The organism is Streptomyces hokutonensis (assembly GCF_000376565.1).
GTDB classification, from domain to species: domain Bacteria; phylum Actinomycetota; class Actinomycetes; order Streptomycetales; family Streptomycetaceae; genus Streptomyces; species Streptomyces hokutonensis.
Map to the genome: position 1 here is coordinate 1 of NZ_BARG01000002.1, position 15,133 is coordinate 15,133.

General features: G+C 70.3%; 14 protein-coding genes. 10 read left to right on the top strand and 4 right to left on the bottom strand.

The annotated features are described in order from the left end of the window. Window positions 1-1,077 (bottom strand): serine/threonine-protein kinase (locus SSP08S_RS00400; RefSeq protein ID WP_500809278.1); only part of this gene is annotated, 1,077 nt, incomplete at its 3' end. A 185-nt stretch (window positions 1,078-1,262) separates the two neighbouring features. Here SSP08S_RS00400 and SSP08S_RS00405 point away from each other — a divergent pair. Beyond that, window positions 1,263-2,003 carry an LPXTG cell wall anchor domain-containing protein gene (locus SSP08S_RS00405; RefSeq protein ID WP_026178058.1) on the top strand — a complete coding sequence of 247 codons (741 nt, stop codon included), beginning with the start codon at window positions 1,263-1,265 and terminating at the stop codon, window positions 2,001-2,003. Between the two features lie 110 nt (window positions 2,004-2,113). Continuing rightward, window positions 2,114-3,424 carry an FAD-binding oxidoreductase gene (locus SSP08S_RS00410; RefSeq protein ID WP_019065588.1) on the top strand — a complete coding sequence of 437 codons (1,311 nt, stop codon included), beginning with the start codon at window positions 2,114-2,116 and terminating at the stop codon, window positions 3,422-3,424. A 93-nt stretch (window positions 3,425-3,517) separates the two neighbouring features. Here SSP08S_RS00410 and SSP08S_RS00415 read toward each other — a convergent pair whose 3' ends face one another. After that, entirely contained in the window at window positions 3,518-4,099 is a 582-nt protein-coding gene (locus SSP08S_RS00415; RefSeq protein WP_019065589.1) for a biotin transporter BioY, read from the bottom strand. Between the two features lie 395 nt (window positions 4,100-4,494). Here SSP08S_RS00415 and SSP08S_RS00420 point away from each other — a divergent pair, with 395 nt between their 5' ends. From SSP08S_RS00420 to SSP08S_RS00450, 7 genes are all read left to right on the top strand, one after another. Next, on the top strand, window positions 4,495-5,694 hold the full coding sequence (locus SSP08S_RS00420) for an ROK family protein (protein ID WP_019065590.1): 1,200 nt from the start codon (window positions 4,495-4,497) through the stop codon (window positions 5,692-5,694). 214 nt (window positions 5,695-5,908) lie between these two features. Next, the gene (locus tag SSP08S_RS00425; RefSeq protein ID WP_019065591.1) at window positions 5,909-6,979 is read left to right on the top strand and encodes an ABC transporter substrate-binding protein; all 1,071 of its coding nucleotides are present in this window, start codon (window positions 5,909-5,911) and stop codon (window positions 6,977-6,979) included. Window positions 6,980-6,984: 5 nt separating this feature from the next. Next, window positions 6,985-7,836 (top strand): ABC transporter permease, encoded by an 852-nt coding sequence (locus SSP08S_RS00430; RefSeq protein WP_043259198.1) that lies wholly within the window; start codon window positions 6,985-6,987, stop codon window positions 7,834-7,836. After that, complete coding sequence (locus tag SSP08S_RS00435; protein ID WP_019065593.1) at window positions 7,812-8,528, top strand: ABC transporter ATP-binding protein; 717 nt, start codon at window positions 7,812-7,814, stop codon at window positions 8,526-8,528. Before SSP08S_RS00430 ends, SSP08S_RS00435 begins: the two co-directional genes overlap by 25 nt. Window positions 8,529-8,725: 197 nt before the next feature. Beyond that, on the top strand, window positions 8,726-10,060 hold the full coding sequence (locus SSP08S_RS00440) for an LLM class flavin-dependent oxidoreductase (RefSeq protein ID WP_019065594.1): 1,335 nt from the start codon (window positions 8,726-8,728) through the stop codon (window positions 10,058-10,060). 12 nt (window positions 10,061-10,072) lie between these two features. Next, window positions 10,073-10,963, top strand: coding sequence for a TauD/TfdA dioxygenase family protein (locus tag SSP08S_RS00445; protein WP_019065595.1), 891 nt, complete (start codon window positions 10,073-10,075; stop codon window positions 10,961-10,963). A gap of 142 nt (window positions 10,964-11,105) precedes the next feature. Beyond that, window positions 11,106-11,741: a superoxide dismutase gene (locus tag SSP08S_RS00450; RefSeq protein ID WP_019065596.1), complete on the top strand. Its 636-nt coding sequence runs from the start codon at window positions 11,106-11,108 to the stop codon at window positions 11,739-11,741. A gap of 97 nt (window positions 11,742-11,838) precedes the next feature. On the opposite strand, the gene SSP08S_RS00455 is transcribed toward SSP08S_RS00450, so the two are convergent. Both SSP08S_RS00455 and SSP08S_RS00460 read right to left on the bottom strand, forming a co-directional pair. Then, on the bottom strand, window positions 11,839-12,456 hold the full coding sequence (locus SSP08S_RS00455; RefSeq protein ID WP_019065597.1) for a histidine phosphatase family protein: 618 nt from the start codon (window positions 12,454-12,456) through the stop codon (window positions 11,839-11,841). Continuing rightward, the gene (locus tag SSP08S_RS00460) at window positions 12,453-13,904 is read right to left on the bottom strand and encodes an FGGY-family carbohydrate kinase (RefSeq protein ID WP_019065598.1); all 1,452 of its coding nucleotides are present in this window, start codon (window positions 13,902-13,904) and stop codon (window positions 12,453-12,455) included. The genes SSP08S_RS00455 and SSP08S_RS00460 overlap by 4 nt, the downstream gene beginning before the upstream one ends. Before the next feature lie 71 nt (window positions 13,905-13,975). Here SSP08S_RS00460 and SSP08S_RS00465 point away from each other — a divergent pair, with 71 nt between their 5' ends. Then, on the top strand, window positions 13,976-15,019 hold the full coding sequence (locus tag SSP08S_RS00465) for a 2-hydroxyacid dehydrogenase (protein WP_019065599.1): 1,044 nt from the start codon (window positions 13,976-13,978) through the stop codon (window positions 15,017-15,019). Window positions 15,020-15,133 lie beyond the last annotated feature (114 nt).

A 15,133-nucleotide genomic window follows, 5' to 3' on the forward strand; every position in this document is an offset into this window, starting at 1 on the left:
CGGTGGTACCGGGCGCTCGGGGCGTGCGAGGGAGACGCCGGCCACCGCCGGACGCTGGGTCGGTATCGGGTCCTCGGCGGGCGGGGCGGGATCGGGGTGGGGTTGAGGGTCGAGTTGGGGTTCGGGGTCCGGATCGTGCACCCGGGGATCTCGTGCCGCCCTGATCACCAACGGTTCCAGGAAGACCGGAGTGGGCGACTCCTGATAGGCCTCGGGTCCCTCCGACCTCTCGGGCTCCTCCACCAACCGCGTTTCCACCGACCCGAGTTTCTCGGCCTCCGTCGGAAACGCGACCGGGGTCAGCGCCTCCTCCACCTCCTCGAGCCCCGGACGGACCGACGGCTCCTTCTCCAGGAGCGCGGCCAGTACCTCCCGCAACGGGCCTGCGGCGGGCGGGAGTTCGGGCTCCTCGTAGAGCACCGCGTGCAGGGTGGCCAGGGTGGTGTCGCGGGAGAACGGTGAGCGGCCGGCCAGCGCCGCGCAGAGGGTCGCGCCGAGGGACCAGATGTCCGAGGGCGGTCCCTGCGGGCGGCCGGAGATCCGCTCGGGTGCCATGTAGTCGGGCGAGCCGACGAGCATGCCGACCATGGTGAGCGCCTTGGCGTCCTGGATCGCGGCGATACCGAAGTCGGTGAGCACGACGCGTCCCGCACGGCTCTCGACGAGTACGTTGCCGGGTTTGATGTCCCGGTGCAGGACGCCTCCCGCGTGCACCTGCCGCAGGGCCGCCACCAGCCCCAGTCCGATGCGGGCGGCCTCGCGCGGGCCGACCGGGCCGTCCTCGGCCATGATCCGCTCCAGCGAGCGGCCGGCCACCAACTCCATGACGATCCACAGGCGTTCGCCCTCGTCCACGACGTCGTAGACCCGTACGACGTTGGGATGGTCGATCCGCGCCGTGGCCCTGGCCTCGCGCAGGGTGCGTTCGCGGCGGGTGCGGGTGTCCTCCGGGTCGAGGCCGTCGATGCGCATCTCCTTGACCGCGATCTGCCGGTCGAGCATTTCGTCGGCGGCCCGCCACACCCGCCCCATTCCCCCCTGGCCGATGCTTTCGACCAGTCGATAACGCCCGGTCACCAATAGCCCCGGAGTTCCGCCGTCCCTCAAGTTCCCCGTATTCCCCGGCAATCCGCTGCACCCCCACAATGGTCACACTTCATGCCGTACCAGCATAGTGCGGAGAAATCTTGTGGTACCTCTTCAAGTACTGCGAATTCAGGCGCAGTCCCAGGGGGACACAGGGGAACACAAGGGGGACGAACATGGGTTCTCGTCGCGCGACGGCCATCGCGACGGCCATCACAGGATCGCTGCTCACGGCATCTTTCTCGGCGGTGATGATCCTTTCCTTCACCGCTGCGGCGGACGACCAGGGACCGGGAAGCAGCAAAGGCGGAAAGGCGATGGACGCGGCACCGGCGGGTGTGAAACTGACCACGCTCCTGCCGGAGAGGATTTCTGTCGACAACAGTTCGAAAAAGACGGCGATCACCGCCACGGTGAAGAACGAGGGGACCAAGGAGAGCGGCGAGCTCAATCTCCTGGTCGTCGGTTTCGACGGCCTCAAGGTCAATGGCGTGCAGGGTTGTTCGGCGATCGCCGCAAAGGATCTACCGCCCGGTTCGAACAGCGGATTCAAGTGCTCCGTCGGCACGCTCGCCGCGGGCAGGTCGAAGTCGTACGCCGTCGACGCGACGTACGACCTGAGCAAGGCCGGGAAGATCTGTCTGCCGGTGATGTCCGCCGACGGCAAGAAGACGTTCTGGCAGCAGGGCCCGGTCCCGTTCGGTACGACGAACCCGTCGCCGAACGCCCCGGCCACCCCGTTGCTGCTCGGCACCGACAACAAGCCGGTGGCGCCGGGCGGCGACACCCTGCCCAAGACCGGCGTCGGCAGTGACGTACTGCCGCTGGGCGCGGCCGGTGCGGCACTGATCGCGGCGGGCGCGGCGGGCCTGTACTGGTCCCAGCGACCGCCGAGGCGGCAGGCCCGGCGGGGCTGAGCGGAACGCGGACAAGGGAGGGCCGGGCGGCGGGAGCACCCGGCCCTTCCTGTTGGCATCCCTCGGAAAGCCTGACGGCACCTGTCAGGTTATGGAGCCAGCATGACCGCATGAGCCAGCACACGCAGCCTCTCACCCTCCACCCCACGGACCCCGGCTACGACGCCGAACTCGCCGGTTTCCAGACCGGGTTCGCCCAGCGCCCCGCCGTGGTCTTCGGCGCGGCCTCGGCCGACGACGTGATCGCCGCCGTACGGTACGCGGCCGGCGCGGGGCTGCCGGTCGGGGTGCAGGCCACCGGGCACGGGCTGCCGGGTGGATCGGAGGGTGGGGTGCTGATCACCACGCGGCGGATGGACGGGGTACGGGTCGATCCCGGGGCGCGGACGGTCCGCGTCCAGGCGGGCGTGCGGTGGGCGCAGGTAGTGGCGGCGGCGGAGCCGTACGGGCTGGCCCCGTTGAACGGGTCGTCGCCCAGCGTGGGTGCCGTGTCGTACACGCTCAGCGGTGGACTCGGCATCCTGGCAAGGGAGTTCGGGTACGCGGCCGACCATGTGCGCTCCCTCGACGTCGTCACCGCCGATGGCCGACTCCGGCGAGTGACACGGAAGTCGGAGCCCGAGCTGTACTGGGCGCTGCTCGGTGCCGGGCATTCCTTCGGTGTCGTCACGGAGTTGGAGATCGACCTCGTCCCGGTGCGGACGCTCTACGGCGGTTCGCTCGCCTTCGACGGGCGGGAGGTGGATCCGGCGGGCCTGCTGCGGGCGTACGAGGAGTGGACGCGGACCGTGCCGGACGGGCTGACCTCGTCCTTCGCCGCCGTACCGTACCCGGACGTCCCGGCGCTGCCGCCGCACCTGCGCGGGCGGTACGTCCTCTCCGTGCGGGTCGCGTACACGGGACCCGACGGTGATCAACTCGTCGCGCCGCTGCGGGAGTTGGGGCCGGTGCTCACCGACTCGTTGCGGGAGATGCCGTACGCCGAGAGCCACACGATCCACAGTGATCCGCCCGAGCCGCACGCGTACTACGGCGACAGCGCGGTACTGAGCGAGCTGGATGCCGAACGGGTGGGCGAGGTGCTGGCCCTCGTCGGGCCTGACGCACCCGGTATGTGTGTCGTCCAGGTCAATCATCTGGGCGGGGCCCTCGCGAAGTCCGCGCCGAACTCGGTGCCGTACCGCGAAGGGCGTTTCCTGGTACGGCTGTTGGCGGTAGGCGACCGTACGACCGCGCGCGCCCGGCTCGACCCGGCCTTCGCGCTGCTCGCGCCGGTGACGCTCGGCCGGGCGCTCAACTTCGCCTTCGGGGCCGGGGATCGGACCGAGGGGCTGTACGACGCGGAGACGCGGAAGAGGCTCGCCGCGTTGAAGTCGGAGTACGACCCGGCGAACCTCTTCCGCAGGAACTACGGTCCCTAGGACCTGTCCGGCGGATCATGCCGCAGACGCGGGGCGTGGCACGCGCTGATCAGGCACCGTCGCTTTTCTGCGACCTGCTCCGCCGGACAGGTCCTACCGCTGCTTGTTGACGAACTTCCACGCGGTCGGGGTCGCGCCCATCGCCAGGGCCGCCTTCAGGGCGTCGCCGAGGAGGAAGGGGGTGAGGCCGGCGGCGATCGCGGCGCTCGTCGAGAGGTCGAGGCTGACCGCGAGGTACGGGACGCCGACGGCGTAGATGATCGCCTCGCCCAGGATCATCGTGCCCGCCATGCGCAGGACCGAGCGGTCGGCGCCGCGGCGGGCCAGGGCGCCGACGGCGGCGGAGGCGAGCAGCATGCCGACGATGTAGCCGAAGGAGGCGCCGCTGCCGTGGGTGCCGCCGGCGAACCACGGCACGCCGGCCAGGCCGAGCAGCGCGTACAGCGCGAGCGAGAGGAAGCCGCGGCCGGCGCCGAGGGAGGTGCCGACGAGCAGCGCGGCGAAGGTCTGGCCGGTGACCGGGACCGGGGAGCCCGGCACGGGCACGGAGAGCTGGGCGGCGAGGCCGGTGAGCGCGGCGCCGCCGAGCACGAGGGTGATGTCCCGGACGCGGGAGGCGGGCAGCAGATCGGCGAGGACCTGTCCGGGGCGGGCGGTGGCGACGGCGGTACTCAAGGGGAACTCCGCAGGTTGACGGGGGGACGGCAGGGGACTCCGTGACGCTATCCCAGGGGCCTCGGGCCGATCACCGTCAGCGCTCGACAAAGGGTTCGGCGCGGACTTGGTGGGCTCCGGACAAAGGATGCCCGTTACACACGCTCGGGCGTGATGACCGTCACGCGGACCCCGTGCCGTCTCGCACACCGGTCACCGTCTGGGCAGCGGTGCACCGTTTTGCTAGCTTCGACCGCATGGTTGCCCAGGCCCGGAACTTCGCGTCGCGTCGCTATGTCGACCTGCGACGCCAGGCCGCGGCGACCTGTTACCGCCCCTGAGGCGGGCGGAGCGGATCCGGTGCGCCTCGACATCCCCACGGCGCACTGTCGGACCCGTTCCCGAGGAAGATCCCCATGCCCCGTAACGCGGCACCTCTTCTACGCTCCCCCGTACCCCGCGCCGCCGACAGCGACCGGCGGCGCACCAACGCGAGTGTCATCCTGCGGTCCGTGCTGGAGCACGGGCCGGTGGCCCGCTCCACCATCGCCCGGCTGACCGGGCTGTCCCCCGCCTCGGTGACCGACTACTGCGCCCACTTCGCCGGACTCGGCCTGATCCATGAGTCGGCCACACCCGAACGATCGCGAGGTGTGGGCCGGCCCCATGTGCCGGTCGACCTGGACGACTCACGGTTCATCGTGGGCGGGGTCCATGTGGCCGTGCCCTATACGACGGTGGCCCTGCTCGATCTGCGGGGCCGGGTGCTGGCCGAGCGACGCATCGGACACGACACCACCGACCCCTCACGCGTGCTGGAGCGGGCCGCCGAAGGGCTGGACGCGCTGCTCGCGGACGCGTCCGGTGCCATTCCGCTCGGTGTCGGCGTGGCCGCCGGCGGCTGGGTCGACCGGGACTCCGGGACCATCGTCGACCATCCCCTGCTCGGCTGGCGGGACGTGCCGGTGCGCGAGATCCTCGGCACCCGCACCGGGCTCCCGGTCCATGTGGACGGCCACGCAAGGGCGTTGGTGAACGGCGAGCGCCTCTTCGGGCGGGCCCGGGGCAGCCGCAGCGTGCTGCATCTCTTCGTCGGCAATGTGGTCGACGCGGCCTTCGCCACCAACGACGAGGTGCACCACGGTCCCCGCTCGCAGGCCGGTGCGATCGCGCATCTGCCGCTGCGCGGCGGCACCGAGCCGTGCGACTGCGGCCGGGTCGGCTGCCTCCAAGTGGAGCTGAGCGAACGGACGTTGTGCCGGAAGGCCCGGGAGGCGGGGATCGTCGACGGGGTGAACCCGACCCATGTCGTGGCCGCGGCCGAGCGCGGAGACCCGGTCGCCGTACGGCTGTTGACGCAGCGGGCGCGGATGGCCGGGCGGGCGGCGGGGCTGCTGCTCGACATCCTCAACCCGGAGACGGTGGTCGTCACCGAACTCGGCGTCATCCACCGCGAGGACTGCCTGCGCGCGCTGCGCGAGGAGGTCGGTGACGCGCGGGCGTCGGCTGTCGTACCGACGAGTTTCCCGGATTCCGTGCTGGCCGTGGCGGGTGGTTCGGTGATGCTGGACGTGCTGTTCCGGGATCCTTTGAGTGTTTCACAGGCGACTATTTAATTCAGAAACTCGGAATGTTGACAGGAGGCGCTCATGACCGAGAACATCCTGTTCATGAGCCTGCAGATGAGTTGTCGCACTTCTTGTTGCTGACCCGTTGACGCGCCCCTGGCGCCGGTCTCATCCTGCCCGCATTTCGTTCTCCGGCTTTCTCCTGCCGTGAATCCCGCGCGCATTCCCGCGTTCCCGTGACTTTTGATCAGGGAGTACTCCCATGCCCAATTCCCGTGCGCCCGGCCTCGACCGGCGGCTCTTCCTCACCTCCGTGCTCGGTGCCGCCGCGGGCATCGCCGGCCTCAGCGGCTGCGCCACGAGCAGTGCCGCGGCCTCGAAGTCGGGGGCAGGTCTGTCCGCCCCGCTCGCCGAGAAGGTGCCGTCCGGCACGAGCCTGAAGATCTCCTCGTACCTCAACACCCAGCAACTCCAGTTCAAGCTGGCGAAGTTGCCCAAGTTGCCGTTCACCGTGTCGAGTTGGGTGAACATCGGGGCCGGTCCCGATGTCATCAACGCGTTCCGCGCCAAGTCCCTGGACCTCGCCAACAACGCGGGCATCCCGCCGATCCAGGCGCACTACCAGGGCTTCGACGCGAAGATCGTCGCGATCAACATCACGCGCAAGCCCAACTATCTCTTCGCCACCAAGCCCGGCAGCGACATCCGCACGGTCGCCGACTTCAAGGGCAAGAAGCTCGCGTTCTCCCAGGGCCAGGCCCAAGGCGTCGTACTGCTGCGGGCGTTGAAGGAAGCGGGCCTGAAGTACGACGAGGTGAAGCTCGTCCCGCTGACCAGCAACCAGTTCCTCACGGCCCTCCAGTCGGGCCAGGTCGACATCGCCCCGCTCGCCAACAGCCAGGCACCGGCGTACCTCAAGCAGTACGAGGCGAAGGGCGCCCACGCCATCACCACCGACGTCGTGGACCTGCTCAACCTGCTGTGGGCGCCGGCCTCCGTGCTGGCCGACTCCGCGAAGGCCGCCGCGATCGCCGCGTACATCCCGCAGTGGGCGCAGGGCCAGGTCTGGCAGTACGAGAACCCGGACACCTGGAACGAGGAGTTCTACGTCAAGACGCAGAACCTGACCCTCGCCCAGGCCAAGTCGGTCACCGCGCTCGCCAACAAGCCCTTGTTCCCGCCGAGTTGGGACGAGGCCGTCAAGTGGGAGCAGGAGACCGCCGATCTGCTGGCGGAGGGCGGCTTCGTGAAGGAGTTCAAGGTGGACTCGCTCTTCGACCGGCGCTTCGAGTCCATCGCGGCGAAGGCCGTCCCGGCGGAGTACCGGAAGTGACGGCCATGACGACCACGACAACGACCGTGCCGGTGACGGCTGTCGAAGAGAAGACGGCTGCTGTACGGCGGCGCGGGCGGCGCCGCGGCCTCTCCCCCGGCAAACGCCTCCCCGCCTCCCGGATCATCGGCCCCGCGCTCTTCTTCGCCCTGTGGGCCGTCGCCTCCGCCGCCGGGCAGCTGGACCCGGCCGCGATCCCGGCGCCCTGGACGGTACTGCGGACAGCCGGCCGGCTGTGGACGTCCGGCACGCTGCCCACCGACGTGCTGACCTCCCTGGAACGCGCCGCCTACGGCTTCGCCCTCGGCCTCACCGCCGGAGTCGTCCTCGCCCTGGCCGCCGGACTCAGCCGGGTCGGCGAGGCCCTGATCGACGGGACCGTGCAGCTCAACCGGGCCATCCCCACCCTCGGCCTCATCCCGCTGTTCATCCTCTGGCTGGGCATCGGCGAGACCTTCAAGATCGCCATCATCGCGATCGTCGTCTACATCCCGATCTACCTCAACCTGCACGCCGCGCTGTCCGGCATCGACCACCGCTATGTCGAACTCGCCGAGGTCCAGGGCCTGTCGAGGCTCCAGTTCATCCGCCAGATCGTCATCCCCGGCGCCCTGCCCGGCTTCTTCGTCGGCCTGCGCCTCGGAGTCACCGGCTCCTGGCTGAGCCTGGTGGTCCTGGAGCAGATCAACGCCACCAGCGGCCTCGGCTACATGATGTTCCAGGCCCAGAACTACGGCCAGTCCGACGTCATCCTCGTCGGCCTGCTGATCTACGGCGTGTTCGGCCTGGTCTCCGACAGCGCGGTCCGTCTCGTCGAACGGAGGGTGCTGTCATGGCGCCGCACACTCAGCAGCTGACCACCGCGCCCGCCGTCCGACTCCGGGGCCTGACACGGTCGTTCGACGGCCGTACGGTCCTCGACGACATCGACCTCGACCTGCCCGCCGGACAGTTCACCGCGCTGCTCGGGCACAGCGGCTCCGGCAAGAGCACATTGCTGCGGGCCATCGCGGGCCTCGACCACGAGGTGGTCGGGAGCGGTCAACTCACCGCCCCCGAACGGGTGTCGGTGGTCTTCCAGGACTCCCGGCTGCTGCCCTGGCGGCGGGTCCTCGACAACGTGCTGCTGGGAACGGACGGCAAGGAGGCCGCCGCGAAGGGCCGCGAGGCCCTCGCCGAGGTGGGCCTCGCCGGCCGCGAGCGGGCCTGGCCCAACGAGTTGTCCGGCGGTGAGGCGCAGCGGGCGGCACTCGCCCGGTCGTTGGTGCGTGAGCCCGAACTCCTGCTGGCCGACGAGCCGTTCGGCGCGCTGGATGCCCTGACCCGGATCCGGATGCACGTGCTGCTGCGCGAGCTGTGGGAGCGGCACCGGCCCTCGGTGTTGCTGGTCACGCATGACGTGGACGAGGCGATCGTGCTCGCGGACCGGGTGCTGGTGCTGGAGGAGGGGCGGATCGGGTTGGACCTGGCGATCGACCCCGAGGTGCCGCGGGCGGAGTACCGGGAGCGGTTGTTGGCGGCGCTCGGTGTGACGTCGGACTCGCGGTGACGGTCGGCTGCGCGGTGACTCCGTCGGCTGCGTAGTGACCGTGCGCTTCGCAGTGACCGTGCGCTGCTCGTGCCGCCCGGGGGCTGCGCCCCCAGACCCCCATCGGCCCTGAAGGGGCCTCGTTCTCAAACGCCGGACGGGCTGGTTTGTGCCGCCCGCATTGAAAGGCACCGGAACACTCACCCAAAGGACCTGGCATGCCCCGCCGTCTCCACCTCAACGCCTTCCTCATGAACACCGGTCACCACGAGGCCTCCTGGCGCCTCCCCGAGAGCAACCCCTACGCCCACGTGGAGCTGGACCACTACATCCACCTCGCCCGGATCGCCGAGCGCGGCACCTTCGACTCGCTCTTCCTCGCCGACGGACCGCAGTTGTGGAGCAACCTGGCCCAACGCCCGGCAGGCGCCCTGGAACCCCTCACCCTCCTCACCGCACTCGCGACGGCGACCGAGCACATAGGTCTGATCGCCACCGCCTCGACCTCCTACAACTCGCCCTACAACCTGGCCCGCAAGTTCGCCTCGCTCGACATCATCAGCGGCGGCAGGGCCGGCTGGAACATCGTCACCACCGCCGGTGCCGAAGCAGCCCGCAACTTCGGGCTCGAGCACGAGCCCGCGCACGCCGAACGCTACGCACGCGCCGCGGAGTTCCTCGATGTGGCGCTGAAGCTCTGGGACAGCTGGGAGGACGACGCGATCGTCGCCGACAAGGCGGCCGGAGTGTGGGGCGACGACGCGAAGATCCATCCCCCGCGCCACCAGGGGACGTACTTCAGTGTCGAGGGAGCGCTCAACGTCCCCCGCTCGCCCCAGGGTTACCCCCTGCTCGTGCAGGCGGGTTCGAGCGAGGACGGCAAGACGTTCGCGGCCCGCTACGCGGAGGCGGTGTTCACCGCGCAGCAGACCCTGGCCGACGCGCAGGCGTTCTACACGGACCTCAAGTCCCGTACGGCGGCGGCCGGTCGGGACCCCGAGCACATCAAGGTGCTGCCCGGCATCGTCCCGGTACTCGGCTCGACGGAGGCCGAGGCACGGGAGAACGAGCGATTGCTCGAGGACCACATCGTGTACACGCACGGCGTGGACCGCCTGGAACACCTGCTTCAACTACCGCCCGGCACCCTGGAGCTGGACGCCCAGCTCCCCGCCGACCTGCCGCCCGAGGACGCCATCGAGGGCGCGAAGAGCCGTTACACCCTCGTCGTCGAACTCGCCCGCCGCGACCGGCTGACCGTACGGCAGCTGATCGGCCGGCTCGGCGGCGGACGTGGGCACCTCACCTTCGCGGGCACACCCGAACAGGTCGCCGACGCGATCGAGACCTGGTTCACCCAGGGCGCCGCCGACGGCTTCAACATCATGCCGGCGGTCCTGCCCTCCGGCCTCGACGCCTTCGTCGACCACGTCGTCCCGCTCCTCCGCTCCCGCAGCCTGCTCCGCACCGAGTACGGCCCCCGCACCACCCTCCGGGAGCGCTACGGCCTCCCCCGCCCCGCCAACCAGTACACCCAACCCGCCTACGCCTGAAGGGACTTCACCATGTCCATCGAGATCCAGAAGGTCACCGCGCACATCGGCGCCCGCGTCTCCGGCGTCGACATCAACAAGCCGCTCGACTCCGAACAAGTCACGGCGATCCGCGAGGCCCTCAACATCCACAAGGCCCTGGTCTTCGACGACGTCCACCTCGACGACGAGGGCCAGGAGGCCTTCGCCCGCCACTTCGGCGACCTGACCACCGCGCACCCCACCGTCCCCGCTGTCGACGGCGCCCCGAACGTGCTGCCCGTCGACAGCGAGCGCGGCCGGGCCAACCACTGGCACACGGACGTCACCTTCGTCCTCAACCCGCCCCAGGCCAGCACCCTGCGCTCCATCACGGTCCCGCCGTACGGCGGCGAGACCCTGATCGCCAGCTCCGCCGCCGCCTACCGCGACCTGCCCGAACCCCTCCGCGCCCTGGCCGACACCCTGTGGGCGGAGCACACCAACGACTACGACTACGCCGTACCGGACGAGGAGATCGACGACGAAAAGGCCGCCCAGCGCGCCCAGTTCACGTCGATCAAGTTCCGCACGGTCCACCCGGTGGTCCGCGTGCACCCGCTGACCGGCGAACGCGGCCTGTTCATAGGCGGTTTCGCGCAACGCGTCGTAGGCCTGTCGAAGGATGAATCCCGCAAGATCCTCGACCTCCTCCAGGCATACGTCACCCGCCCCGAGAACATCCTCCGCCACCGCTGGTCCCCGAACCAGCTCGTCCTGTTCGACAACCGCATCACCCAGCACTACGCCATCGACAACTACGACGACCAGCCCCGCCGCCTCAACCGCGTGACCGTCGCCGGTGACGTCCCGGTCGGCATCGAGGGCAAGGAGAGCTACTCGATCGAGGGCGACGCGTCGCACTACACGTCGGTGGCCGAATAACCACACACCCGAACCCGAGCCGGATCCGATCCCGCCCCCGAAACGCCCCCGCGGTCCACCCGCGGGGGCTTCTTGTTGCTAACCTGCACTTGCAAGTAGGTTGCAATAAGAGTCCCAGAGGTCCGGAGGGGATCGATCCGTCATGCCCGTCTACACGCTGCCCGACCTGCCCTACGACTACTCCGCGCTCGCCCCCGTGATCAGCCCCGAGATCATCGAGCTGCACCACGACAAGCACCACGCGGCCTACGTCAAGGGAGCCAACGACACGCTGGAGCAGCTGGCGGAGGCACGCGACAAAGAGCAGTGGGGCTCGGTCAACGGCCTGGAGAAGAGCCTCGCGTTCCACCTCTCCGGCCACATCCTGCACAGCATCTACTGGCAGAACATGACCGGCGACGGCGGCGGTGAACCCCTGGCCGCGGACGGGGTCGGCGGCCTCGCGGACGCCATCACCGAGTCCTTCGGCTCCTTCGCCGGCTTCAAGGCCCAGCTGACCAAGGCCGCAGCCACCACGCAGGGTTCGGGCTGGGGCGTACTCGCCCACGAACCGCTCAGCGGCCGCCTCATCGTCGAGCAGGTCTACGACCACCAGGGCAACGTCGGCCAGGGCTCCACCCCGCTCCTCGTCTTCGACGCCTGGGAGCACGCCTTCTACCTCCAGTACAAGAACCAGAAGGTCGACTTCATCGACGCCATGTGGGCGGTCGTCAACTGGCAGGACGTGGCGAGGCGTTACGAGGCGGCGAGGTCCCGCCAGACGATCCTGTCTGTCTGAGAACGTCCTGCCTCGTGATCGTCTTCTCACCTTTCACGCGGGCAGGCGGATGAGAAGGCGGCCCCCGCGAGGACGTGACTCGCGGGGGCCGCCGTCCTCAATCTGCCGCGCTACACGGCACATTGAGCGACAACAGAGCGAACTCCCCATCCCCCACCCGAAGTTCACTCACCGCCGCGTTCCGCAGCCGCGGGAACACCCGCCGGTAGTCACCCAGCGGAATCGACAGCGCCCGGCACAGCACCAGCCGCAGCAGGGTGTTGTGGGCGACGACCAGCACCCGCCCCCCGGAGTGCGCGGCGGCGATGCGCCGCAGCGCGGCCAGCCCGCGCGTCGCCGCGGCCGTCGGATCCTCGGCCCCCGGGAACGGACACGCCGCCGGATCGGCCCGGAAGGCCTCCGCCGCACCGGGATCCTCCGCCGCGAACTCCGCGAGCGTACGGCCCTCCACCACCCCGAAGTCGCATTCGCGCAGGCCGGGTTCGGTGTGGGGGGTGAGGTGCAGGGCGCGGGCGGCGGGCGCCGCCGTCAGCACAGCCCGGGACAGCGGGGACGTCCAGATCGCGTCGACCGGATGCGCCGCGGCCCACCGGCCGAGGTCTTCGGCCTGAGCGACCCCCGCCTCCGTCAGGGCAACGTCACTGATGCCGGCGTAACGGTTCTCGGCGTGCCAGACGGTCTGGCCGTGGCGGGCCAACAGGAGGGTGGCGCTCATGAGTCGGGGGTTTCCTGGTTCAGGCGGGAGCGGGTGTGGGTCGCGATCGGGGTCGGCAGCCAGCCCCGGTTCTCCAGTTCGTCCACCAGCCGAGCGTACGGCTCGACGAAGCGGGCCGTACGAGACGGACGGGGTTCGAGGACCGTACGGATGCGGACCATACGGTCGGCCGTATCCGTCAGGCTGAGGCCCGTTCCACCGTGCGCCGCCAACACCGCCATCCCCAGGGCCGGTTCGACCTGTTCCGGCACCCGGGCCGGGCGGCCGAGGATGTCGGCGCGGAGCTGGTTCCAGTACGCGCTGCGGGCCGCGCCGCCCGTGAAGGTGAGCGGCCCGCCTATCGGGGCGCCGAGATGGTGCAGATAGTCGAGGCACAGCCGCTCGGTGAACGCCACGCCCTGGAGCACCGCCGCCCAGCCGTCCGCCTCGGAGGCCGGGGTGCCAAGGACGAAGGCGGTGGCGTCCGGGGCGAGAAAGGGGAACCGTTCGCCGGGCGAGGCCAACGGATATGTGACGACGCCCGACGGTTCGTACGCGGCCGCCAGTCTGTCCATCTCCACCGGATCCACCCCCGCCCCCGCCCCCGTCGGCAACGCGCCCGCCCCCACGCTCGACGCCCCGCCCGGCAGCCAACTCCCGTCCGGCGCACGGTGGTTGTAGACCACCCCGGCGGTGTCCCGGACGGGCCTCGCGGACGCCCCCTTGAGGACCAGCGTGGTGCCGAGCACCGAGTTCCAGGAGCCCTCGTACAACGCCCCCGAGGCGATCTGGGCCGCGCAGCCGTCCGTCATCCCGGCGACGACCGGCGTACCGACGGGAATGCCCGTCGCTTCGGCGGCGGCCCGGCAGACGCCTCCCAGACGCGTACCCGGCCGTACGACCTCCGGCAACACGTCGCCCAAATAGGCCAGTCGAGACGGCCAGTCCTCGCCCTCCACGTCATAGCCCGTCTTGAGGGCATGACTGGAGTCGGTCGGAACCGTCCCGCCGCCCGTCAACCGAGCGGTGATGACATCAGGCTGATGGGTGACCAGCCCCCTCCCGTACACCTCCAACAGCCACAACACCTTCGGCAGCGCCCAACTCGTCTGCATTCCGACCCGCGCCGCCTCCGCCACCGCGCGCCCGTCGTCGTACATCACCCCGGGCGTCAGCGGGCGCCCGTCGCCGTCCGTCAGCAGCACGGTCCCGGAGGTACCGCACACCGCGAGCCCACCGAGCCGTACGCCTGCCGCCTCCTGCCCCGCCAGGGCGGCCCTGGACGCGGCACACACGGCCTCCCACCACTCCCCCGGATCCTGCTCGTGCCGCACCCCGTCCCGACGTCCGGCCAGCGGAGCGGTGCCGGCGCCGAGGACCCGCCCGTCGCCGGTGACCAGCAGCGCGCGGACGCTCTGCGTCCCCAGGTCGATCCCGAGCCACGCCCCGCCGTCACCCTCGAACATCATCCGGACCTCCCACAGGGGTTACGCATTCGGCATTCCCCGTTCATCGTGGCAAAGAGGGAGGGAGCCCCACGATGACCGAGACCCTGCGTGTCGTCGCCGCCGGTGACCATTTCGTCCTGCCGTCGCTGATCACTTCCGCGATCGCCGAGGAACTGCGCGAACACCCTTTTTCTGTAAGCGAGTTGAAGCTCGGCTGGCCCCTGGAACCCTTCGGCCAGGTCGCCGAGGTCGAGGAGGCGAGCGACGCCGAGGACGAGCTGATCGAGGCCCTGCGCAGCAATGGCGGCGCACAGGTGCTGGTCACCCAAATGGGGCCGGTCACCGAACGCGTACTCTCAACCTGCCCCGATCTCCAACTGGTCGTGGTGTGCCGGGGCGGACCGGTCAACGTCAACCTGGACGCGGCGAAGACCCACGACGTACGGGTGTGCTTCGCACCCGGCCGCAACGCCGCCGCGACCGCCGAGTTCACCGTGGGCATGATGCTGGCCGCACTCCGCCGCATCCCCCAGGCGCACGAACTCCTTGCCGGGCAAGGGAGTTGGGAACAGGGAGCCACCTACTACACCTACGAGCACAGCGGGTTGGAGCTGGAGGATCTGCCGGTCGGCCTCGTCGGATACGGCGCCGTCGGCAGCCGCGTCGCCCGCGCCCTCTGCGCCTTCGGCGCCCGTGTGATGGTGTACGACCCTTATGTGCACGGCGAGATCCACGGACTGCGCGTCGCGACGCTGGACGAACTCCTGCGCCGCTCCCAGGTCATCACCCTGCACGCCCGCCTGACCCCCGAGACCCGCGGCCTGATCGGCGCCCGCGAGCTGGCACTGCTGCGCCCCGGCGCGGTCGTGGTCAACGTCGCGCGGGGCCCCCTCCTGGACGAGGAGGCACTGTGCGAGGCCCTGGAGAGCGGCCGGCTGTCGGCAGCAGCCCTGGACACCTACACCCACGAGCCACTGCCCACCGCGTCACGCCTGTTCGGCCTGGCCGACCGGGTCGTAATGACTCCACACCTGGGCGGTGCCTCCCGAGCCGTAGCCGAAAAGGCGGCGCGAATAGCGGCAGAAGAGGTCGGCCGCTGGGCACGAGGGGCTTCTCTCGCACACCAACTCCGTTGAGGGCCCACCAAGTTGGCCTGTCCCCACGCCACCGGCCGAGAGGGAGCCGTAGGGGCGCGCCGGTGTCGAGAGGCCCAGCGCGCGGAGGCGCGCAGCGCCGAGCACGGTGGGCCT

Excerpts from the sequence above, each read along its gene's own strand:
- SSP08S_RS00405 (WP_026178058.1), top strand. The coding sequence starts at position 1,263 with ATGGGTTCTCGTCGCGCGACGGCCATCGCGACGGCCATCACAGGATCG.
- SSP08S_RS00410 (WP_019065588.1), top strand. The coding sequence starts at position 2,114 with ATGAGCCAGCACACGCAGCCTCTCACCCTCCACCCCACGGACCCCGGC.
- SSP08S_RS00420 (WP_019065590.1), top strand. The coding sequence starts at position 4,495 with ATGCCCCGTAACGCGGCACCTCTTCTACGCTCCCCCGTACCCCGCGCC.
- SSP08S_RS00425 (WP_019065591.1), top strand. The coding sequence starts at position 5,909 with ATGCCCAATTCCCGTGCGCCCGGCCTCGACCGGCGGCTCTTCCTCACC.
- SSP08S_RS00430 (WP_043259198.1), top strand. The coding sequence starts at position 6,985 with ATGACGACCACGACAACGACCGTGCCGGTGACGGCTGTCGAAGAGAAG.
- SSP08S_RS00435 (WP_019065593.1), top strand. The coding sequence starts at position 7,812 with ATGGCGCCGCACACTCAGCAGCTGACCACCGCGCCCGCCGTCCGACTC.
- SSP08S_RS00440 (WP_019065594.1), top strand. The coding sequence starts at position 8,726 with ATGCCCCGCCGTCTCCACCTCAACGCCTTCCTCATGAACACCGGTCAC.
- SSP08S_RS00445 (WP_019065595.1), top strand. The coding sequence starts at position 10,073 with ATGTCCATCGAGATCCAGAAGGTCACCGCGCACATCGGCGCCCGCGTC.
- SSP08S_RS00450 (WP_019065596.1), top strand. The coding sequence starts at position 11,106 with ATGCCCGTCTACACGCTGCCCGACCTGCCCTACGACTACTCCGCGCTC.
- SSP08S_RS00455 (WP_019065597.1), bottom strand. The coding sequence starts at position 12,456 with ATGAGCGCCACCCTCCTGTTGGCCCGCCACGGCCAGACCGTCTGGCAC.
- SSP08S_RS00460 (WP_019065598.1), bottom strand. The coding sequence starts at position 13,904 with ATGATGTTCGAGGGTGACGGCGGGGCGTGGCTCGGGATCGACCTGGGG.
- SSP08S_RS00465 (WP_019065599.1), top strand. The coding sequence starts at position 13,976 with ATGACCGAGACCCTGCGTGTCGTCGCCGCCGGTGACCATTTCGTCCTG.